Source organism: Limnobacter sp., assembly GCF_964228395.1.
GTDB lineage: Bacteria > Pseudomonadota > Gammaproteobacteria > Burkholderiales > Burkholderiaceae_B > Limnobacter.
Window position 1 is genome coordinate 1 of record NZ_CAXQZX010000048.1, and the last position, 22,284, is coordinate 22,284.

General features: G+C 56.3%; 18 protein-coding genes, 1 other RNA gene and 1 pseudogene. 2 read left to right on the forward strand and 18 right to left on the reverse strand.

What is annotated here, in order from left to right; translation table 11 throughout:
* Window positions 1–89: 89 nt before the first annotated feature.
* The 16 genes and pseudogenes from ACEQU8_RS03565 to ACEQU8_RS03640 all read right to left on the reverse strand — a co-directional run bounded on the left by ACEQU8_RS03565 (window position 90) and on the right by ACEQU8_RS03640 (window position 17,712).
* Window positions 90–1,064 (reverse strand): D-alanine--D-alanine ligase, encoded by a 975-nt coding sequence (locus tag ACEQU8_RS03565; protein WP_370261515.1) that lies wholly within the window; start codon window positions 1,062–1,064, stop codon window positions 90–92.
* Window positions 1,061–2,461 (reverse strand): UDP-N-acetylmuramate--L-alanine ligase, encoded by a 1,401-nt coding sequence (gene murC, locus ACEQU8_RS03570; RefSeq protein ID WP_370261517.1) that lies wholly within the window; start codon window positions 2,459–2,461, stop codon window positions 1,061–1,063. Before murC ends, ACEQU8_RS03565 begins: the two co-directional genes overlap by 4 nt.
* A complete protein-coding gene (gene murG, locus ACEQU8_RS03575; protein ID WP_370261518.1) occupies window positions 2,458–3,531 on the reverse strand; it encodes an undecaprenyldiphospho-muramoylpentapeptide beta-N-acetylglucosaminyltransferase in 1,074 nt (357 codons plus the stop codon). The genes murC and murG overlap by 4 nt, the downstream gene beginning before the upstream one ends.
* Window positions 3,528–4,748, reverse strand: a complete 1,221-nt coding sequence (gene ftsW / locus ACEQU8_RS03580; protein WP_370261538.1) for a putative lipid II flippase FtsW — start codon at window positions 4,746–4,748, stop codon at window positions 3,528–3,530. Before ftsW ends, murG begins: the two co-directional genes overlap by 4 nt.
* Window positions 4,749–4,777: 29 nt before the next feature.
* Entirely contained in the window at window positions 4,778–6,241 is a 1,464-nt protein-coding gene (murD, locus tag ACEQU8_RS03585) for a UDP-N-acetylmuramoyl-L-alanine--D-glutamate ligase (protein ID WP_370261520.1), read from the reverse strand.
* A 30-nt stretch (window positions 6,242–6,271) separates the two neighbouring features.
* Window positions 6,272–7,426, reverse strand: a complete 1,155-nt coding sequence (gene mraY, locus ACEQU8_RS03590; RefSeq protein ID WP_370261521.1) for a phospho-N-acetylmuramoyl-pentapeptide-transferase — start codon at window positions 7,424–7,426, stop codon at window positions 6,272–6,274.
* Window positions 7,416–8,816, reverse strand: a complete 1,401-nt coding sequence (gene murF / locus ACEQU8_RS03595; protein WP_372521225.1) for a UDP-N-acetylmuramoyl-tripeptide--D-alanyl-D-alanine ligase — start codon at window positions 8,814–8,816, stop codon at window positions 7,416–7,418. Before murF ends, mraY begins: the two co-directional genes overlap by 11 nt.
* The gene (locus tag ACEQU8_RS03600; RefSeq protein ID WP_370261524.1) at window positions 8,809–10,308 is read right to left on the reverse strand and encodes a UDP-N-acetylmuramoyl-L-alanyl-D-glutamate--2,6-diaminopimelate ligase; all 1,500 of its coding nucleotides are present in this window, start codon (window positions 10,306–10,308) and stop codon (window positions 8,809–8,811) included. The genes murF and ACEQU8_RS03600 overlap by 8 nt, the downstream gene beginning before the upstream one ends.
* On the reverse strand, window positions 10,305–12,017 hold the full coding sequence (locus ACEQU8_RS03605; protein ID WP_370261539.1) for a peptidoglycan D,D-transpeptidase FtsI family protein: 1,713 nt from the start codon (window positions 12,015–12,017) through the stop codon (window positions 10,305–10,307). The genes ACEQU8_RS03600 and ACEQU8_RS03605 overlap by 4 nt, the downstream gene beginning before the upstream one ends.
* A 34-nt stretch (window positions 12,018–12,051) precedes the next feature.
* Entirely contained in the window at window positions 12,052–12,333 is a 282-nt protein-coding gene (gene ftsL / locus ACEQU8_RS03610; protein WP_370261525.1) for a cell division protein FtsL, read from the reverse strand.
* A complete protein-coding gene (rsmH, locus tag ACEQU8_RS03615) occupies window positions 12,326–13,267 on the reverse strand; it encodes a 16S rRNA (cytosine(1402)-N(4))-methyltransferase RsmH (RefSeq protein WP_370261527.1) in 942 nt (313 codons plus the stop codon). The genes ftsL and rsmH overlap by 8 nt, the downstream gene beginning before the upstream one ends.
* Before the next feature lie 2 nt (window positions 13,268–13,269).
* The gene (mraZ, locus tag ACEQU8_RS03620) at window positions 13,270–13,698 is read right to left on the reverse strand and encodes a division/cell wall cluster transcriptional repressor MraZ (protein WP_370261528.1); all 429 of its coding nucleotides are present in this window, start codon (window positions 13,696–13,698) and stop codon (window positions 13,270–13,272) included.
* A gap of 228 nt (window positions 13,699–13,926) precedes the next feature.
* Window positions 13,927–14,330, reverse strand: an RNA gene (gene rnpB, locus ACEQU8_RS03625) — RNase P RNA component class A.
* Between the two features lie 134 nt (window positions 14,331–14,464).
* A pseudogene (locus ACEQU8_RS03630) lies at window positions 14,465–15,157 on the reverse strand (DUF3025 domain-containing protein); the annotation flags it as partial.
* Window positions 15,158–15,168: 11 nt separating this feature from the next.
* The gene (gene pyrC / locus ACEQU8_RS03635) at window positions 15,169–16,290 is read right to left on the reverse strand and encodes a dihydroorotase (protein WP_370261529.1); all 1,122 of its coding nucleotides are present in this window, start codon (window positions 16,288–16,290) and stop codon (window positions 15,169–15,171) included.
* Between the two features lie 57 nt (window positions 16,291–16,347).
* The gene (locus ACEQU8_RS03640) at window positions 16,348–17,712 is read right to left on the reverse strand and encodes a glycerate kinase (protein WP_370261530.1); all 1,365 of its coding nucleotides are present in this window, start codon (window positions 17,710–17,712) and stop codon (window positions 16,348–16,350) included.
* Between the two features lie 55 nt (window positions 17,713–17,767).
* On the opposite strand from ACEQU8_RS03640, the gene ACEQU8_RS03645 reads away from it, so the two are divergent.
* The gene (locus ACEQU8_RS03645) at window positions 17,768–18,571 is read left to right on the forward strand and encodes a class II glutamine amidotransferase (protein ID WP_370261531.1); all 804 of its coding nucleotides are present in this window, start codon (window positions 17,768–17,770) and stop codon (window positions 18,569–18,571) included.
* Here the strand turns inward: ACEQU8_RS03645 and ACEQU8_RS03650 are convergent.
* Window positions 18,561–19,613, reverse strand: a complete 1,053-nt coding sequence (locus ACEQU8_RS03650; RefSeq protein ID WP_370261533.1) for an aminopeptidase — start codon at window positions 19,611–19,613, stop codon at window positions 18,561–18,563. The two genes, ACEQU8_RS03645 and ACEQU8_RS03650, sit on opposite strands and share 11 nt — an antisense overlap.
* Before the next feature lie 98 nt (window positions 19,614–19,711).
* On the opposite strand from ACEQU8_RS03650, the gene ACEQU8_RS03655 reads away from it, so the two are divergent.
* A complete protein-coding gene (locus ACEQU8_RS03655; protein WP_370261535.1) occupies window positions 19,712–20,923 on the forward strand; it encodes a M20 aminoacylase family protein in 1,212 nt (403 codons plus the stop codon).
* Window positions 20,924–20,986: 63 nt separating this feature from the next.
* Here ACEQU8_RS03655 and ACEQU8_RS03660 read toward each other — a convergent pair whose 3' ends face one another.
* Entirely contained in the window at window positions 20,987–22,057 is a 1,071-nt protein-coding gene (locus tag ACEQU8_RS03660; RefSeq protein ID WP_370261536.1) for a transglutaminase domain-containing protein, read from the reverse strand.
* Window positions 22,058–22,284 lie beyond the last annotated feature (227 nt).

Consider the following 22,284-nt stretch of genomic DNA (forward strand, 5'->3'; position numbering starts at 1 on the left):
GGCATAGCCAAGCAATACCATCGACAGGACCACAAAGAACCCTGCAAGGATGCTCATCAACTTGTCGTCGTTCCAGAGGGCGGACCACATCAGGGCTTCACCTCCGCCATCACGCCTGTGGCTTTTAGACGGGCTGACGCAGCAATCTGCAGCACCAATGCATCGTATTCAATGCCGCTTGCGCGCGCGCTCATGGGCACGAGGGAGTGATCCGTCATGCCGGGGGAGGTGTTCATTTCAAGCAACCATGGCGTGCCCTCGGCGTCCACCAGCACGTCGGCGCGCCCCCAGCCTGCGCAACCCAGTACTTGATACGCCTTCACGCACAGGGCCTGCACCTTGGCTTCGAATTCGGGGTCCAGACCGCTGGGGCAAAAATACTGGGTGTCATTGCCGATGTATTTGTTGTGGTAATCGTAATTGCCATCGGGCGCTTGAATACGGATCACAGGCAAAGCATGGGCCGTGTCGCCCTCACCCAACACCGGCACCGTGAGCTCCTGACCTGAAATGAATTTTTCTGCCAATACATTGGGGTCGTAGCGGTAAGCCAATTCGAAGGCGTCTTGAAGCTGCTCAAGCGTTTTGACTTTGGTGAGGCCCAGGGTGGACCCTTCTTGAGCCGGTTTGACAATCAGCGGCAAGCCCAGGCGGCTCACCACAGCCTTGGCATCAAACCCGGGCTCAAGCCGAACATAATCCGGGGTACTCAGACCTTGGGCCAACCATGCTGCCTTGGTCAAAATTTTGTCCATGGCCAAGGCGGACGCTGTAACGCCGCTGCCCGTGTAGGGAATACCCAACCACTCCAGAGCGCCCTGAATGGTGCCATCTTCACCAAATCGGCCATGCAGTGAAATCACCGCTCGATCAAAGCCACCTTGAGCAAGCGCCACGAGCGATTGCTCTGCCGGGTCAAATCCATGCGCATCCACGCCACTGCGCTTGAGTGCAGCCAGCACCATGCTTCCTGACTTCAAAGACACTTCACGTTCAGCAGACTTGCCACCAAACAGCACCACCACCTTGCCCAAGGCTTTGGGATCTACTCGATTAGCGCTCATGGCTGCCCCCCTTGCGCGTGGGCAGCAAGTTTTCCAGGCAAAGCCCCTATCGACCCCGCCCCCATTGTGATCACCAGATCGCCGTCGCGGGCCAAATTTAAAATCGTGCTTTCCATCTCTTCCATGGTCTCTACAAAAACGGGCTCAGTTCTTCCGGCCACGCGCACCGCGCGAGCCAAGGTGCGCCCATCGGCCGCCACAATCGGTGCCTCGCCAGCGGCGTACACCTCGGACAAAATCACCAGGTCGGGTGTTCCCAACACCTTCACAAAATCTTCAAAGCAATCGCGTGTGCGCGTGTATCGATGCGGCTGAAAGGCCAGCACCAAGCGCTTGTCCGGATATGCGCCACGAGCGGCGGCGAGTGTAGCAGCCATTTCAACCGGGTGATGACCATAGTCATCGACCACCAGGAAATGTCCTCCCTCTTTGGCAGGCACCTCGCCGTAATGCTGGAAGCGGCGACCCACGCCATTGAATTTCTCGAGGGCGGAAACAATCGCCTCGTCGGGCACTCCGATCTCGGTAGCCACGGCAATTGCTGCCAGGGAATTGCGTACATTGTGATCGCCGGGAAGGTTCAAGGTGATGTCAAGATCAGGTTCGTCTTCCCGCAGTACCTTAAACTTCATTTGCCCCGCGCAGGCTTGCACATCAACCGCTCGGATTTGTGCCTGTTCAGACAAGCCGTAGGTCACCACGGTTTTGGACACGAATGGCATGATTTCCCGCACGCAGGGGTCATCCACACACACCGCAGCCACCCCATAGAAAGGCAAGCGCTGGGTAAACTCCACAAACGCTTGCTTTAAGCGAGCAAAATCGTGACCGTAGGTTTCCATGTGGTCGGCATCGATGTTGGTGATGACGGCAATCACTGGCATCAGGTTCAAAAACGAGGCATCCGACTCATCAGCCTCCACAACCATGAATTCGCCTGTGCCCAACTTGGCATTTGCGCCAGCTGAATTCAAACGCCCCCCAATGACAAAAGTGGGGTCCAGTTTGCCCTCAGCCAGAATGCTGGCAACCAAGCTGGTGGTGGTGGTTTTGCCATGGGTTCCTGCCACGGCGATGCCTTGTTTTAGACGCATCAATTCGGCCAGCATCACAGCGCGGGGCACCACCGGCACGCGAGCCGCGCGGGCTGCCAACACCTCGGGATTGCTGCCACCCACCGCGGTGGATGTGACCACAGCATCAGCGCCCACAATATTGGATGCCTCATGGCCCACATGCACACTGGCCCCCAGGCTGGCCAAGCGACGGGTCACAGCGGAGTCAGCCAAATCAGACCCGCTGACCTTGTAGCCAAGGTTGATCAGCACCTCAGCGATGCCACTCATCCCCGAGCCACCAATACCCACGAAGTGAACGTGTTTGACCTTGTGTTTCATGTTTTCGCAACCTGTTCTATGTGTTCCACCACGTCATCGGTGGCATTTGGTTTCGCCATGGCTTTGGCTCGCGTGGCCATCTCAAGGCATGCCTGACGATTCAGTCCTTTTAGCCATGCATAAAGCCATTCCACAGTCAGCTCATGCTGTTGGCACAACCATGCCGCTTGCTCATCGGCAAGAAAGGCTGCGTTGTGAGTTTGATGATCGTCCACGGCGTGTGGGAAGGGCACAAACAAGGCGGCCACACCCACTGCGGCCACCTCGGCCACCGTCATTGCGCCAGCTCGGCAAATCAGGACATCGGCCCCCGCCATGGCTTGCGCCACATCGTCAATAAATGCCGTGCACTGCGCCTCAACTCCTGCAGCGCTGTAATTGGCTTGCAGAGCATCGAGGTTTTTTTCACCGGCCTGATGGGTCACCAACGGTTGCTCGGCTTTGGGTAAGCGGGCCACGGCCTGCGGTACCACGGCATTTAACGCCTGTGCTCCCAAGCTTCCACCCAGCACCAGCAACTTCAGAGGGCCCTGCCGTCCTTCAAAACGGGCAGCAGGCTCACCCTGTGCGTTCATGGTTTGGCGCACCGGGTTACCCACCCAGTGGCCTTTTTGCAGGGCGTGTGGAAATGCCACCAGATTGCGGTCGGCCAACCTGGCCAATGCTTTGTTGGTCAAGCCAGCAATCGAATTTTGCTCATGCACCACCAGCGGAATATTCAAAAAACTGGCCATCATGCCCATGGGAAAGGCCACATACCCGCCCATGCCCAACACGACATTTGGTTTGGTTTTTCGAAGAATTTGCACAGAGGTCCAAAAGGCCTTGAGCAATTTGAGTGGCATGAGCAATTGTGCGAACAAGCCCTTGCCCCGAAACCCCGAAAATACCAAGCTGTTTAGCGCAATACCCTGAGCTGGCACCAAGCGGCCTTCCATGGCCTGGGGGTTGCCGGCCCACTGCACAACCCACCCGCGGTCGCGCAGGGTCTGCGCCACGCTAAGCCCCGGGAAAATATGTCCACCTGTGCCACCGGCCACGATCAGGATGGTTTTGGAGGATGTGCTCATGCGCTTCCCCCTCGCATCATGGTCCGGTTTTCGTAGTCGGTTCTCAGCACCAAAGCCAAGGCAATGCAGTTGACCAAGATGGCAGATCCACCGTAGCTCATCAACGGCAAAGTCAGACCCTTGGTGGGCAACACACCCAAGTTCACGCCCATGTTGATGAAGCATTGCACGGCCAGCCACACCCCCACACCTTTGGCCAGCAGACCAGAGAAAGTGCGCTCCAGCGCAACGGCCTGGCTTCCAATCGCAAAACATCGCTTCACGATGTAAGCGAACAGCAAAATGACCACGGTCACGCCCACAAAACCCAGTTCTTCACCAATGACGGCCAGCAAGAAGTCGGTGTGTGCTTCGGGCAAGTAATGCAGCTTCTCTACGCTGCCCCCCAAGCCCACGCCAAACACCTCGCCGCGTCCAAAGGCGATCAGTGAATGTGACAATTGATAGGCCTTGTTGAGGGCGTTGTCACCCTCCCAAGGGTCCAGGTAGGCCAACAGGCGTGCACGGCGGTAGTCGCTAAAGGCGATCAGCGCGGCAAACGCGGCGGTGAGTAAAAACAGCACGCCAAAAAACACGCGCGCATTGATGCCTCCCAAAAACAAAATGGCAAACACCACCGTAACGATCACGATGAATGCCCCCATGTCTGGCTCAAGCAGCAGCAACATACCCACCAGGAACATGGCCATCACCATGGGCAATAGTACTTTGCCAATCCGTTGCATGTAGGCCTGCTTGCGAACCGTATAGTCTGCTGCGTACATAATGGCGCACACTTTCATCAACTCGGAAGGCTGAATATTGAGCACGTACAACGACAACCAGCGCCTTGCGCCGTTGACCTCTTTGCCAATGCCGGGAATCAACACCAACACAAGCAAGGCGATGCAGCACAAAAACACCAATGGCGCTAACTCTTGCCAGGTTTTCATCGGAATTTGAAACACGCAAAAAGCAGCGGCAAACGCCACGACAATCGAAAACGCATGGCGAATCAAAAAGTGTGTAGGCTGGTAGGCGGCATATTTTGTGGAATCGGGCAACGCCACGGTGGCGGAATACACCATCACCAATCCCAAAAGAAGCACAGCCAGCGTACACCACACCAAACCATGATCAACGCTCTCGCTCACGGACGCGCTTCGATTGACGCCATACACCGACGATGAAAACCCGCCGCCCGCTGTGGCTGCCGGGTAAAGGCCGTGCGAAGGCATGGATGGGGTTTTGCGTTTAAGCCATTTGCTCAGCATGGCTGCCCCCGGTCAGACGCCAATTCTCGCACTGCGTCTACAAATACCTCTGCGCGGTGAACGTAGTTCTTGAACATATCAAGGCTTGCACACGCTGGGCTTAAAAGCACCACATCGCCCGGCTGACACAAGGCATGGGAAGCCGCCACCGTTTCTGCCAGGGCATTAAACCGATGGCAGGGCACCCCAGTGGGTGACAAGGCCTGCGCAATGGCATCTGCGTCTTTGCCGATCAACATCACGGCCTTGCAATGCGCCGCGACGGGCTGCTGCAAGGGGTTGAAGTCTTGTCCTTTGCCATCTCCGCCTGCAATCAACACGGTGGGGCGTGCCAGACCATTGAGGGCAGCCACTGTGGCTCCCACATTGGTGCCTTTGCTGTCGTCAAAGTAATCCACGCCCTCAATTTGTAATACGTGTTGTACTCGGTGTGGCTCACCTTGGTAGCTTCGCAATCCATGCAACAAGCGCGCCATGGGCATGCCCACCGCCACACACAGGGCCAATGCGGCCATTGCATTGGCTGCATTGTGCAGGCCCGCCACCTGCAATGCCTCGGTGGGCATCAACATCTTTTGATGCACTTCAATGGGTTGCTGCTTTTTTTTGCGCGTGCCAGCGGCTTCCTCGTCGCCTTGGGTTTGCGCCAGCCACAACATACCTCCCTCGCGAAGCAAGCCAAATTCATCGAGTGCCGTGGGTGCATTTAGTCCAAAGGTGATTTTTCGACAAGACTCATGCAGCACCGCCCCCATCACCACTGGGTCATCCCGATTCAACACACAAGCCGCGCCTTCAGTAAAAATTCTGAATTTGTCTTGCGCGTACTCTTCCATGCTGGTGTGCCAATCCAGGTGGTCTTGGCTGAGGTTGAGCACCGTGGATGCATGCAGGCGCAGACGTTTGGTCCAATGCAGCTGGAAGCTAGACAACTCCAGCACCCACACTTCGGGCAAAGTTTCGTTTTCCAACGCAAGGCGCAAGGCCTCCAACGCGGCAGGGCTAATGTTTCCGGCAGCAACCACGGTATGCCCGGCAAATTCGGCCAGACAGGCTGCCATGCGGGTGGTGGTTGTTTTGCCATTGGTGCCTGTCACTCCCAATACTTTGGGCGAGTAATTCTGTCGGGCTTGCAAATCAGCGAGCGCATCGGCAAACAGATCCAGCTCGGAATCCAACTCTACACCGTGCTGCCGGGCACAACTGGCCACAGTCTGCATCAAGGGATGAGCAGGCGCCAAACCCGGCGAGACCACCACCTTTGTGAAGGTCCAGTCCATACCGTCCAGCGAGTTTACACATTGCACCTCGGGCCACTGTGCACGCAGTTCAACAAGCCCCGGAGGGTGTTCTCGCGTATCAATCACCGTCACCCGTGCGCCCTGCGAAAGCGACCAACGCGCGCACGCCAGGCCAGACTCACCGAGCCCCACCTGCAACACCCATTGATTGTTCATGCTTTCAACCACAGCTGCTTGTCCTTACCATTAACGCAACTTCAATGTGCTCAAACCCACCAGCACCAAAATCATGGTGATGATCCAGAATCGCACCACCACCTGGGTTTCTTTCCAACCGCTCAATTCGTAGTGGTGATGTAGGGGCGCCATACGGAATACACGCTTGCCACCGCTGTACTTGAAATACAGCACTTGAATCATCACCGAGAGGGTTTCAGCAACAAACACCCCACCCATGATGAACAGCACCACCTCTTGCCGGACAATCACGGCCACGGTGCCCAAAGCGCCGCCCAAAGCCAGAGCGCCTACATCTCCCATGAAAACCTGTGCTGGGTAAGCGTTGAACCACAAGAACGCCAACCCCGCGCCAGCAATGGCCGCTAAAAACACAGCCAATTCGCCAGCCCCGGGAATGTAGGGCAGCAAAAGGTATTTGGAATACACGGCATTGCCTGCCACGTAGGCAAAAATGGCCAGCGCCGAGGCCACCATCACGGTGGGCATAATCGCCAAACCATCCAAACCATCGGTGAGGTTCACAGCGTTGCTGGTCCCCACAATCACGAAATAGGTTAAGGCGATGAAGCCCCACACCCCCAAGGGGTAGCTGATGGATTTAAAAAACGGAACAATCAGGTCCGCATTGTTGGGCAGGTGCATGGAAAAGCCACTGTCCACCCAGTCAGTGAATATCTGGAATACCTCCTGGCCGCTTTGCGCAGACACGGCAAACGCCAAGTAGAAGGCGGCCAGCAATCCCACCACGCTTTGCCAAAAGTATTTCCACCTCGCAGGCAAACCTTTGGGGTTGCGGTAAACCACTTTGCGATAGTCATCCACCCAACCAATCCAGCCAAATCCAAATGTCACGATCATCACCACCCAAACGAAGCGGTTGGTGAGGTCTGCCCACAACAGGGTCGATATACCGATGCCAATCAAGACCAAAGCACCGCCCATGGTGGGGGTACCGGCCTTGGCCAGGTGGGTTTGTGGGCCATCATCCCGCACGGATTGCCCAATTTTGTATTGCGTCAGTTTGCGGATCACCATGGGGCCCGCCACCAAGCCAACCAACAAGGCTGTTCCACAAGCCAACACGGCTCGCAGAGTCAGGTAGTTGAACACGCCAAAAGCGCGGATGTCTTGCGCCAACCAATTTGCCAGTTCAAGAAGCATGACGATTCTCCTGGGGTTGGGTATGAGCCTTCAACAGGGCATCAACCACCCGTTCCATTTTCATGAATCGGGAGCCTTTGACCAGCACAGACCAATTGCCTTGCTGCAGTGTTTTCATGGTGGATTCGATCAGTTCGTCGAGATTATTAAAATGTTGCGCACCCGGGCCGAAGCCGCGAACGCTATGAATACTTGCTTCACCCAGCCCATACAGGCGTTGCACCCCTGCTTTGCGAGCGTGCTCGCCCACCTCACGATGAAACTCATCAGAGCGATCGCCGACCTCGCCCATGTCACCCAACACCATCAGGGTGTTGCCGGGCAAGGTTGAAAGCACATCGCTTGCAGCGTTCACAGAATCGGGGTTGGCATTGTATGCGTCGTTGATCAAAGTAAGTTCAGGGGTTTGCAGCACCACTTGCAATCTGCCGTTGACGGGCTTGAATGCCTCCAGACCTTTGCAAATGCTGGCTGAATCACAACCGCCACCATGCGCCGCCGCTGCGGCGGCCGCGGCATTGGAGGCGTTGTGCCCGCCCATGAATGTGGGGCGAATTTGAAATTCCCCCTGAGGGGTTTTCAGAAACGCAGCGCTGCCATGTACACCTGGGCCTGGCATCACAAGCTCAAAATCGCCCCCCGCCCCAAAACGCATCAAGCGTTGCGCTGTTGACTGCTTGACCCACAGCGCATCAAAAGCGGTGCCTGCGGGAAATACGGCCATGCCCGCAGCAGGCAAGTGCTCAAACACACTTCCATTTTCCAGGGCCACAGCCTCAACGGTCTTCATGAACTCCTGGTGTTCACGCTGCGCATTGGTCAAAAGCGCCACATCGGGCTTGACCAAGCCAGACAAATAGGCAATTTCACCCGGGTGATTCATGCCCATTTCGACCACAGCCATCTGGTGGTGCGCACGCAATTGCAGCAAGGTTTGTGGCACGCCAATGTCGTTGTTCAAGTTGCCCTGGGTAACCAACACATGGCTTTCCCCGCACTGGGCTTTGCAAATGCTGCCCAGCATTTCTTTGGTGCTGGTTTTGCCATTGCTGCCCACCACCGCCAACACAGGCAATTTGAACTTCATGCGCCAGGCATGGGCAAGAGCACCCAGCGCAAGCCGTGTGTCATCCACCACCCATTGAGGCAGATCCAAATCGAGAGGCCGGTTACACACCAAACCCGAAGCGCCGGCCTTGGCCACCTGCTCTGCAAAATCATGAGCATCAAAGCGTTCGCCCACAAGGCACACAAACAGATCGCCCGCCTGCACCTGCCGGCTGTCAGTTTGAACCAGCCTCACGCTCCCATTACCACGCGGAGCAGGCATGGCCATGCGCCCATTTAGTGCTGCAGTCAACTCGGCGAAAGGCCAATTCATTTCAAGCATGATGACCTCGCTTGGCAAGTGCGGCTTTGGCACACAGCACATCTGAATGCTGGCGCACTTCAGCGCCAATGGTCTGCGTTGTCTCATGGCCCTTGCCTGCCAACAGCACCACATCATTGGAATTAGCGCCGCTTATGGCACTTTCGATGGCGCTCACTCGATTTACGTCAACGCGCACCTTGTTCAACAACGTGGCTGGTACACCAGAAGCAATTTCTTTGAGAATGGATTCAGGCTCCTCACTGCGTGGATTGTCAGAGGTGAGCACCACTTGGTCAGCCAGCTCGGCTGCCAAGCGCCCCATGATGGGTCGCTTGCTTCGATCGCGGTCCCCACCACAACCAAACACCACCAGCAATTGCCCTCCGCGAGCCACGGCCACGGGCCGAAGCGCTTGCAATACTTTTTCCAATGCATCGGGCGTGTGCGCATAATCGACGACCACACACGGTGCCTCACCCACGGTTTCCATGCGCCCCGGGGCGGCGCTTATGTATGTACAGGCGCGCTCAATGTCAGCAGGTGAGTGCCCCAACTGCAGCAACAAGGAAGTCACCAAGGCCAGGTTGTCTGCATTGAAATCACCCAACACCGCTGCAGAAAACCGCAGCGATTGCAAACCATTGGCCAGCAGTTCAACTTGCAAACCCTGTGAAGTATGGTGCTGCGAAAGCAGTCGAATATCTGCCTGGGTGCGCCGAGCCACTCGGGTGCAGGCCACCTGCCGGGCCTGCAGTGTTTCTGCAAACCGCAAACCCAGATCGTCATCCACATTCACCACTGCACCGCGCAAAGTGGGCCAAGAGGCAAGAATCAGCTTGGATTGCCCATAGGCCTCCATGGTGCCGTGGTAGTCCAGATGATCTTGAGAGAAATTGGTGAACACAGCCCAGTCAATCGTCACGCCTGCCAACCGGCGCTGCTCAAGGCCAATCGAGGAGGCTTCAAGGCAAACAGCCTCAAAACCCTCGCGCTTCAAGGCATGTAGGGTATGGTGCACTCCCACCACATCGGGCGTGGTGAGGCCCGTGTGGGCCCTTGGCGACTCTGGCGCACCATAACCCAAGGTGCCCAACACAGCGGCACGCCTACCCAGAGCGGTCAGTGTTTGAGCCAACCAACGGGTTACGGTGGTTTTACCGTTGGTGCCCGTCACCGCGATCACGGTTAAAGAATCGGACGGCGCTCCGTAGTAGCTTTTCGCCAACTCACCCAAACTGGTTTTTAAGTTCAGCACTGGCAACACGCTGGCGCTCTGGTAGACCCGCGCATCATCATGCTCAACCAACACCAAACCGCAACGCTGCTCTCGAATTAAATCGTCGGCCAGAATACGCGGGTCGAAGCTTGCACCGGGCGTGGCCAGAAAAACATCTTGTGGACCCGACAGGCGCCGATGGTCGGTCACCAAGGCCGAACAATCCGCATAAAAGCCACGCTCGTGAAGCTCAGCAATCACCTCGGACACCGAATGCAGGTAGGCGCTGATCATAAGCGACTCCCCGAAGGCGCTTCCACATACCGGCGTAACTGTTGCCCGGGCTGCACTGCATCGGGCTGCACATTCAGGCGGGTCAACACGCTTTTTGTGATCACCGAGAAAACAGGTGCTGCCACCAAGCCTCCATAGTGCATGCCTCTTTTGGGCTCGTCGACCATGATGGCCACAATCACCCGCGGATCAGACACTGGCGCCAAACCCACATAGGACGAAACGTACTTGTTAACGTAACGCCCGCCTTCCTGTTTGTGTGCGGTGCCCGTTTTACCCGCCACTCGGTAACCCTGCACCTGTGCCTTGGGCGCCGTACCCTCAGGTCCGGAGGCCAACTCCAGCATATGCAACATGTCCTGAGCCACTCGCTCACTGATCACTCGGCGAGAAGGTGGCTCATGACCAGGCTCCACCTTCAACAGGTTGGCCGGTACAAACACGCCCTTGTTGGCAAATATGGTGTAGGCCTGGGCCAACTGGATCAGGGATACAGATATGCCGTGCCCATATGACATGGTGGCCTGCTCAATTGGCCGCCACTTGTTCCATGGACGGACTCGACCGGCCACAGCCCCAGGGAAAGAAATGGCGGGTGTTTGACCAAAACCCACGTGGTTGAAGAAATCCCACAAGTCTTTGGGCGCCAATTCCAGCACAATTTTGGAGGTGCCCACATTGCTCGACTTTTGAATAATTTCCGTGACTGTGGCCACGCCCAGCTCTTTGGTGTCGCTGATTGTTGCGGGACCGATGGTCATTCGCCCTTTGCCCGTGTCAATGCGCGTGCCGGGCTTCACCTTGCCTTGCTCCATGGCCAAGGCCACGCCGAAAGGCTTGAGCGTTGAGCCAGGCTCAAACATGTCGGTAAACACTCGATTGCGCAGTTTTTCCCCATGCAGGCTGCCGCGGTTATTGGGGTCATAGGTGGGAATGTTTGCCATGGCCAGCAGCTCACCGGTTTTGGCATCCAATACCACAGCCGCAGCTGCTTTGGCATTGTGAAACTCGACCGCTTTTTTCAGCTCTGACAACACAATGTATTGAACATCGGCATCCACCGACAGCACCAAATCCTGGCCATTGACGGGTGGGCGCAGCTCACGGATGTCCTCGATGACATTGCCCAGGCGGTCACGAATCACATTGCGCTCGCCATCCTCACCCGTGAGGCGCTGGTTAAACGCCAGCTCGACCCCCTCCTGCCCCTTGTCCTCGATGCTGGTAAAACCCACCAAGTGCGCCATCGTCTCGCCCTGCGGGTAATAACGCTTACTCTCTGTTATAAACCCAAGGCCTGGAATTTTCAGAGCCTTGGCTTTGGCGGCCACATCGGAGTCCACCTGACGATCCAGATACACAAAAGCGCGCTTGCTGTCCCCACGCACTTGCTTGATGACGCGCTCAGGCTTCAGCCCCAAAATTTCGGCCAGCTTGCGCAGGTCTTCGTCTTTGGCATCCACCATGCGCCGACCGTCGTACCACACGGCTTGCGCAGGCACACTTTGGGCCAGCACCACCCGGTTGCGGTCAAGCAAAGTACCACGCACCGCCTGCAGGGGCAGCGTCCTTTCAATGCGCTTGGCCCCCTGCTCTTGCAAAAAATCGTTGGAAATAATTTGCAAATAGGCTGCGCGAGCAATTAGCCCACCAAAGGCCAAAAATATACAGATCAAAACAAAACGCGATCGCCAAGCAGGCAATCGCATTTCCAACAATTCAGAACCCCCAAAACGGACGGCTTTACTCACGCTGAAAGCCTCCTTCCATAGGCATGAATACCACCGTGCCAGGCGCTGGCGGGCTCATACCCAATTTCTCGCGGGCCACCCGATCCACGCGCTCACCCTTGGCGAGCGCCACCTGCTGCAATTGCAAGCGCTGAAAATCCACCTCAATTTGCCGCTCGGCCTGCTGCTCCTGCCCAAGTGCAACAAACAGGGTTCGCGACTCGTGCTGAAGCTCCACCACCTGGGTAGCGCAAAATAGCACCAAAGCGAGCAGCAAAATATTGAGCCTACCCATGCGTACGCTCCGCAATTTTTTCAGCCACCCGCAGCACCGACGAACGGGCCCGCGGATTGCGCTCGCACTCTGCAACATCGGGCTTGACCCTGCACACCTTGCGCATCGAGGGCTTAGGGTCGGGCAGAGGCAACTTGCGCAGGCGAATGTCCTGCGAGGCCTTTGGATTGGCCAAACGCTCAATGAACTGTTTGGCAATTCGATCCTCCAGCGAATGAAAACTGATCACCGCCAGACGTCCACCCACCTTCAAACGCTCAAAAGCAGCATTCAGGCCCTGTTCGAGCTGCGCAAGCTCCTGGTTGACGTGAATCCGTAAAGCTTGAAAGGTGCGCGTTGCAGGGTCTTGGCCCGGCTCCCGCGTGCGTACTGCGCTTGCCACGATCTGGGCAAGGTCGAGGGTTGTAGTGATCGGCCGCTCCTGGCGGCGAGCAACAATCGCTGCTGCAATCTGAACAGCAAACCGTTCTTCCCCATAATTTTTTATTACCTCACTGATGTCACGGGCATCGGCCCGAGCTAAAAACTCGGCGGCAGATTCGCCCGAGAGTGGATCCATGCGCATGTCTAGAGGCCCATCCTTGCGGAAACTAAACCCCCGATCTGCCTGGTCAATTTGTGGAGAGGACACACCAATGTCCATCATGATGCCGTCCACCTGGCCCACCCCAACAGAATCGAGAGCCTCGGCCAAATCCGCAAAGGCAGATTTCAAGCCGGTGAAACGGGGATCCTGAACAGCGCTCATGGATTGCACCGCCTGCGGGTCCCGATCGAGAGCGAGCAAACGCCCACGCGAGGACAGACGTTGAAGAATGGCACGCGAGTGCCCCCCTCGACCGAAGGTGCAGTCGAGGTAAATGCCATCGGGGTTGACCAACAGCCCTTCAACCGTGGGTTCCAGAAGCACGGGGATGTGTTCATCGATCCTCACTTTCAGAAACTGAATTCGTTCAGTGATTCAGGCATGCCAGCGGCAATTGCCTTTTCCTCTTCCACCTTCAACAGCGTGGAATCCCAGATCTCGAAATGACTACCCATGCCCAGCAACATCACTTCCTTGCTGAGCGACGCGGCCTCGCGCAATTCAGGTGACACCAAGATGCGACCGGCGGAATCAATTTCCACATCGGTTGCAAAACCCAAAAAAATTCGCTGCCAAGGGCGGGCCGACATGGGCCAGGCCGCAATTTTTTCACGGTGCTTTTCCCAAGTGGGGCGAGGGAATAACAGCAAACACCCGTTGGGATGCTTGGTCAGGGTGAGCGCTCCCCCGCACTGCTCCAACAGTGCATCGCGATGCTTTTGAGGCACATTCATGCGCCCTTTTGCATCCATCGACAAGGAAGAACTGCCCTGAAACACTTGGTTTAATTTCCCACAAAAATACACAAATCCCCACGAATCACCACTTTACGCATTATGAAATGGGCGGTCAAGACAGGGGAAACAAAAAACACTTACGCGCCAATGACTTAGCGCATTAAATGAGAGTCTTGCGAGAAAAATTCGGCTGGAAAATTAGGGATCTATGAAAACAACCGAAAGTAAATTCTGAAGAATTGTGAATTCGATGGAAATCTAGAAGGGGGGAGGGAAAGCGCGCCTGTAAGCCGGATTCTGTTCAGGCGCACCAAGACGCCCGCGACAATCATTCCTCTAGGCCAACCATTGCTGGCTGGCTCAAGCCACCTACCCGCGCGCACGGGGAGCGCCGTCTGTGCCCCGGGGGGCACGTGCGCGCCTATTTGGTGTTGCTCCAGGTGGGGTTTGCCTAGCCAACGCTGTCACCAGCGTTGCGGGGGTCTCTTACACCTCCGGTTCGCCCTTGCCTGTGAAAGTTGCCTTTCCATCGGCGGTGTGTTTTCTGTTGCACTTTCCGTCGCTTTGGGCCCACGAATGGGCTTATAGCGCCTGGCCGTTAACCAGCACCTTGCTCACTGGAGTCCGGACTTTCCTCCCCTTGAAAAACAAGCGGCGATTGCCCGGCGCACTTTCCGGTTTGCAGTGTAGACCCATCCCACCAAAAAGCCAATCTTTCGGGTTGCTGGAAAGGTTTGGGTGTTGGCTTGCCGCGAAACACCGTGGCATCTTCATAAAAGCCCGGGCTTTGTGCTTCTGCAAACCAGCCGGGTACCCCCATCACGGGCAAAGGGCTCAACTGCGCCGGGTGCTTCAAACAGGCCAAAACCTTCACCAGGCAGTCGTCCAGCCATATTGGAAAAGTGCCGGGCAGCAGCATGTCCTGCGGCACCACCACGGGCAACACTTTGGCACACAAACTTCTGTGGGGGCGGTGCAAGGCTTCCAACAATCCATGACCAAACAACACCAATTGGGTGTTGCCCACCCACGCGCCCGCCCTCCGGGGGGCATGCAATTCGAACAGGGTTTGCCAATCATGTTGAACCAGCGCTTGTGCATGCTCCGGCTGGCGGGTCAAGAGCAAAGCACCAGACTCATCAAAGAGGGTGAGCGCATCGCGCAGGCGGGTCCGACCATTTGACGAAGCCTGTGTAAGAGGGGGCGCAGCATGGCGTAGGTGAGCTTGGTTGATCCAGGTCTTGGACCTAGGAAACCGAATCCACACCAAGCCGTTGTACCAGTCGTGGGCCAAATCGCGCGTGGGCACCACGCCGGTACCAACCTGACGCTCGTAGGCCAGAGCGCCCAGCGCCTCCGAGGAAAGTTCAAACCTTGGCACAGCCTCACTGCCGTAAACGCCGGTGAGGGCGTTTAAACGCTCAGCCACGTGCCCTTGGCCCACCTCAGGGGTGTACCAGCCACCCCCAAACGCCAAACCATGCAACCACGGCGCATGCACCGGCCCGACCTTTAGTTTAGGCGAGTCACCGTCCAATCCAGCACCTCACCCGCACGCAAAGGCACAATGCCACTTTCGCTTACAAACGGCAGGCTGGCAGGCACCTCGCAAGACATACGAGCAAGCTCCATGCGCCCCGGGTTCACGGGCAGCCCATAAAAAGCAGGTCCATTCAAGCTGCAAAACTTTTCAAACAGACTTGTATCGTCCAAAGCGCCAGCCTGCTCAAATGCCTCAGCGTACATGGCCATGGCGTAGGGCGCAGAGTAGCAGCCTGCGCAACCGCAGGACATCTCTTTCAAGTGCTTGGCATGGGGGGCACTGTCTGTGCCCAAAAAGAATTGCGGCAAACCACTGGTAGCGGCCTTGACCAATGCTTGGCGATGCGGTTCACGCTTGAGCACGGGCAGGCAATACCAATGGGGCTGCAGCCCACCCTTGAACAGGGCATTGCGGTTGTAAAGCAAGTGCTGAGGAGTGATGGTGGCACCGAGCAACAGGCGGCCCTGCTCATCGCGTGTGGCATGGTCACGCACATAATTGGCCGCCTGCTCGGTGGTGATGTGTTCAAACACCACGCGAAGTTTGGGGTAAGCCGCGCGCAACGGCTTCAACACGGTCTCAATAAACACGGCCTCGCGGTCAAACACATCCACTGTGTGGTCGGTCACTTCCCCGTGAATCAGCAAAGGCAAACCCAAATGCTGCATGGCGTCCAACACATCGGCACACTGCCCAAGCAAATCAGACACCCCGGCATCCGAATTGGTGGTGGCTCCTGCCGGGTAGAGTTTCACCGCTTTCACCACACCGCTTTCAACGGCTTGCTCAATGTCCTGGGGTGTTGTGGCCCCGGTGAGGTAGAGCACCATCAGGGGCTCGAACAAGCGCATGGCCTGCACCTGTTCGTCGGAATATTGCCCGCTGTTACATTGAGCCTCCAGCGCCTGCAAAATACGTGACCGATAGGCCACAGCCATTTGCGCATTGGTCACCGGCGGCTTCAAGTTGGGCATCACAATGGCACGGCGGAAATTTAGCGCCGTGGCGGCCACGACGTGATACAAGGCCTCGCCATCGCGAAGGTGCAAGTGCCAATCATCGGGGGCAGCGATTTGAAGGGTGCGGGTCATGGGCAGGCTCAAAGAAGATTCAAGAATGAGCCTGCATTTTACCCGAGCACAGCCTACCTAAGGCGAACCAACCACCTCAGGTCGTCCGATCAGGATCATGCGAATGTCATTCACATTGGTCATGGTCGGGCCTGTGGTCAACAAACGGTCCAAGGCCTTGAAATAATCAAAACTGGTGTGCAAATCCAAATGCACTTGTGCAGACAAATTCAATTCGGCAGCGCGCGACAAATCCCCGGGCAGAAGCAATGCACCAGCATGGCCACCCACCCCATCGATCCCATCTGTGTCGGCAGCCAGCGCCGCCAACTCCACTTGCGGACTCACATCTCTCAAGTTAGCCACCAAACCCAACAAAAACTCGGAGTTTCTTCCACCGCGCGCCTGCCGCATCTGCGTGTCATTCAATGTCACCGTGCACTCCCCACCACTGATGAGCGCCACAGGAGGCTTGGGCCAACCACCTTGCAGACTTGCAATCTGGCGTGCAATGGCGGCATGCACTTGGGCCACGTCCCTCGCCTCACCCTCCAAGGTATCGCCCATGTTCAGCACATGGTAGCCACTGGCACTCAGGCAATCTGTCACCGCGTTTAAGCTCAACATATTGCTGGCAATCATTTCGGTGCGCACTTTGCGAAACACCAAAGAGCTCTTGTTGGGGGTCTCTGGCACCAGGCCTTTGCACCCCTTGTCGATGTATCTGGAAATGGAATGGGGCACCTGCACCGACCATCTTCTTAATACCTCGGCCGCGTCATTGAACGTGCTTTCATCAGGGGTGAACGGTCCCGACGCCACAGCTGACGGATCATCCCCGGGCACATCCGAAATCAACAACTGGTAAACCGGGGCACGGCATGCCTGCGCCAATTGGCCACCCAACGTCATGGTGACATGCTTTCGCACAATATTCATTTCGTCGATGGGGGCACCACAAGCCAACAACGCTCGGTTCAACTGCTGCAAATCCACAAAAGGAATATCTCGCACCGGCACACTGAGCAAGCTAGAACCACCTCCAGACACCAGCGCAATCACGGCGTCTTTGGCTGGCACCTCCGAAATTGCCCGATGCAAACGACGCGCCGCCCGCTGGCCATCCTCGTCGGGCACGGGGTGAGCCGCCTCTAACACCTCAATGGCCTGCGTGGGCACGGCATGGCCACGGCGGGTGACCACAAAGCCACTCAAACTTTCTTGCCCCAGGGCACAATGCTCCACAGCCCGGGCCATGGAAGCGGCGGCCTTACCCGCGCCATAAACCCAGACACGCTGCCGCTCTGGCGCCATTTGCTCCAGCCAAGGTGCAATTTTTTGGGCCCACACTTTGGCCAGTACCACATCGGGCTGCGCTGCATCCACACCCACATTGAAGGCCTTGGTCATCACCTCGCGGAAAAAATCTTGCGCTTGCGTCATCGAAAGTCTCTTAGAATAAAAACCAACCCAGCATTATTTTTTTACCAATTAAACCATGTGCCAACTGCTTGGAATGAATTGCAACACGCCAACAGACATCCAATTTTCGTTTGAAGGCTTTGCCAAGCGCGGCGGGCTCACCGACGAACATGCCGATGGTTGGGGCATCGCATTTTTTGAGGGGTCTGCTGCCCGCTGTTTTATTGATCATCGCCCTGCAGCAGACTCCCCTGTGGCCGAACTGATCCGCAACTACCCCATCCGGTCTTACAACGTGATCAGCCATATCCGCAAAGCAACAGTGGGCGAGGTCAAATTGCAAAACTGTCATCCCTTCGTGCGCGAGCTTTGGGGCCAAGCCTGGGTATTTGCCCACAATGGCGACCTCAAAAATTTCTCCCCCACCCTGCAAGGGGACTTTCTGCCCATTGGAGAGACTGACAGCGAGCAAGCGTTTTGTCTGCTGCTGCAAACCCTGAAAAACCACTTTGGCTATCGAACAGCCGACAACCGCCCAAGCATCGAAGACATCCAAGCCGTGCTGCTGCCTGTGTGCCGGTCCATTGCCAGCCACGGCACATTCAACATGCTGCTCTCCAACGGGCAGGCCATGTTCACCCACTGCTCAACAAAACTGGAATATATTGTGCGCGCCTATCCGTTCAAAAAGGCGCACCTGGTCGATTGTGATCTGCAGGTCGACTTTGGCACGGTGACCACCAAAAACGATCGCGTGGCGGTCATTGCCACCACAGCACTCACCGACGATGAAGTCTGGACACCATTTCCGCCCAACAGCTTCATGGTGTTTGAAGACGGCGAACCGCGTTGGCTGAACGGGCACGACATCAACGATTAGCGTATTCACGCAGGGCTTTCTCCCGCTGCTCACGGGGCAAAGCACCCAAAGCCTTGACCGCCGCATAGAACGCTTCAAAATCGCCGTGATGATGTTTTAACAGGGCCGTAAAAGCAGGCACGAGCTCGTCATACAAACCCACCACACCCAGCTTGGCATTGTTCAGGTCTTCGTTCATGAAGCGATCGTAGCCAGACCATCCACCCCACGATGCCTTGAGCTGCTCGTACTCCGCCATCAGACTGGCCAGACGCATCTCCTTGAATTGCATCCGACCAACGCGGTCCAACTCGGACCTGGAAAATTGCGCAATCAAATCAGCACGCGCGCGCGCAAGCATGGTCCGAAAAGCCACCCGTCGCTCATCGAAAACCCGGTATTGTTGGGCCATGTCTTCGTGACCCGGCTGGCTTAACCAGGCCTCCACCCCTGCTATTTCCACAGCCGTGGCAAAGCTTTCGTTGAATTGCGTGTCGTCTTCGATATACACCACCTGGTGGGCCAATTCATGAAAGATCAACCGCGCCAACTCGCCCGCAGGGTAATACACAAAGGTGTTCAACACCGGGTCAGGCGTGAACCCAAGGGTTGAGTATGCAGGCACGCCCATCACCGCCACATCGTAGCCAGCCTCTCTCAAGCCCTGCCCCTCAGCCACGGCGTCAGCTTCGCTGTAATATCCCTTGTACGAAATGCAACCCGTGATGGGGAAGCACCATCGCTTCAGCGCCAACTGATCTGGCTCTGAGGCCACCACATTCCACACCACAAAAGGCCGCCCAACGTCCGCATACCTTGTGTAGCTTCGATTATCCGGAAGCTTTAATTCTTCTACAGAAAACTTCCGAATATTTTTGACATGCTCAAGCTGCGTGCGCAAACGCGCCGGGGTGGAGTCCCGCCCAAGCACCTCGTCAATGTTTTGTGAGGCGACCAGCACTTTTAGATGCCCCGTGGCCGCTTGCCATGCGTACTGCGTCGATGCACAGCCCGACAGCCAAAACAGCACAGGCACCCACGTCCAACGAAAGACTTTCAACATTTGCCGCCACTTCAATTCATATCAGGCTGGATCATAGCAAGTGGCGTGGTTTGCCACAAAAGCCAAAACCTGCGATTCTTATGGTTCGGAGCAATTCAATGAAGCAAGCAGCAGTGAATCCACAGAAAATTGAACAGTGGGTTAACACCCGTCGAGACATCCACGCGCACCCCGAGCTGCGCTACGAAGAAAATCGAACTGCCGACATTGTGGCCAAGCGCCTTATTGAATTGGGCTACAAGGTCGAGACCGGGCTGGGCGTGACTGGGGTGGTTGGCACCCTTCAGGGCAGGAAGACCGGACGAGGAGCCTGCATCGGCCTACGGGCTGACATGGATGCACTGCCCATCCAAGAAAAAAACCAATTTGCACACGCTTCACGTCACCCTGGAAAAATGCACGCTTGCGGGCACGATGGCCACGTGGCCATGCTGCTGGGAGCGGCACAAGAACTGGCCGAAAATCCAGATTTTTGCGGTACTGTGGTGCTTATATTTCAACCAGCCGAAGAAGGTGGGGCCGGCGCCAAGCGCATGATCGAAGACGGGCTGTTCGACAAATACCCGGTGGATGCCGTGTTTGCCATGCACAACTGGCCAGGCCTTAAAGAGGGAGAGTTTGCCGCTCACGAAGGCCCGGTGATGGCGTCGAGCAACGAATTTTCAATCGAAATCCAAGCCAAAGGTGCCCACGCGGCCATGCCCGATTTGGGCACCGACCCCATTGTGATTGCAGCGCAACTGATCACGGCTTTCCAAACCATAGTAAGCCGAAATTGCAAACCGGTGGAGCCGGCAGTGCTGTCGGTGACACAAATCCAGGCGGGTGAAGCCATCAATGTGATTCCAAATAGCGCGACCATGCAAGGCACCATCCGCACCTTTAGCATCGACACACTGGACGTGATGGAGGCCCAATTCAGAAAACTCACCACCGAATTGTGTGCAGCCTTTGGCGCCAAAGCCGAATTAAAATTTGAGCGCAAATACCCGCCAACCATCAACACCATAGCGATGGCTCAGCTAGCCCAGCGCGCGCTGCAAACCATCCCAGAGGTGAGCGCGGTTCACAACAATCTGGCACCCACCATGGGCGCCGAAGACTTTGCCTACATGCTTCAGCACAAGCCTGGGGCCTACCTATGGATTGGTAACGGCGAAGGCGGGCACCGCAGCCATGGCCACGGCATCGGCCCCTGTACCCTTCACAACCCCAGCTATGATTTTAATGACCGCATATTGCCGCTTGGGGTAAAAGCCTGGCTCGCGATTGTTCACACCTATTTGAACGAACAAAGCCGAGACACCTAGGGCTATGCCACCTACCGCGCCCCACTTAGAAGACCACTGAAGGCTCCAGCGAATGCACGGCACCTAGCGCGCCACCTCGTAAGACAATATCGCCTCAAAATCTGTTTGCTTGGGGCGACGCCCCATCACAAGCAGCTCACCACGTTGTGGATCAATTTGAATGCTGTGCAAAAACCCCTTCTTGGACATGGGTGTCCACTGGCGCCCCTGCACCACCATCAATTCTTCAAATTGAGCGCTTTCGATCCGAAAGTACTGGGCCTTTAGGGGAAGGGTCTTGGAGATTGGCACATCAATTAAGCGAAGATCTTTTGGGGTCTGACTGTACACCTCCACCAACGCAGCCTTAGAGCGAAACTTGACGTGATCCAACAGGCGACGCGGAGGCACGCCCAGGGCCGCCAAGGTTGCAGCCGACTCAGGCATGGCTAAAAATACCTCAAGCGAAACCCGGCTGTTTGCTTGGGTACGCAAGCGATCTTGGGGATCGAAGTGACTTAAAACAGCCATGTCGGGTGGGATCAGAAAAAACATATCGCTTGGACTACGGTGAAACGCACCATCTTGAACATAGCCAGCACCCCAGGTTGGGTCCATTACCCACCATCGACCCTCGAGGTGTACGACATTCCAGGCGTGGTTCAACCGCCCATCTGCCAACGGCCGCGCGCCGGACTTGGTTAACCCGCGGACCTCTTGAACTTCAATACCAACTGCGTTCAATAAGCCTGCCGTAACTTTGGCATATACCTCGCAACTGCCACCACCTGCCGCCAACAGACTTTCTACTGGATGCCGATTGGGGTCACCGATCTGCCGAGCCAAGCGACTGTCGTGCCGCAGGTGATGTGCGACCCAACGATAAATTAGCCACGCCCGTTCAACGTCATTTTGAGCAGGCGCTGTTAAAGCACGAGCAAGATCCACATGGCTAGCGTGACCATGGCGACGAATTTGTTGCACATGGTTGAGAAGCAAACGCTCTCGTGCAGGCGACCGATCGAATTTGATCGCCCATTGATCGTATTGAGCATTGGCGACAGATGCAAAACCCAACAACAGCATCGCAACCACCATGAACAGGCCGACGGCGTGCCGCAAGTTGAGGCGCACATCAAACAGGAGAAACAACAAAACTTACCCTTCAGCGAAACATACCAAAAGCGCTGAAGAATACGCCCAGGTTGGAATCAAAAACTCCGATGGAATGTTAAAAGTAAAAAGTGGGTCCGTTCTGCACAGGGCGTAAAAAGACAAACACCCCTGTGGGTTTCACAGGGGTGTTTGGTGTTGGAATTGGAGAGCCTGACGATGTCCTACTTTCACATGCGAGCTGCACACTATCATCGGCGCTAAGGCGT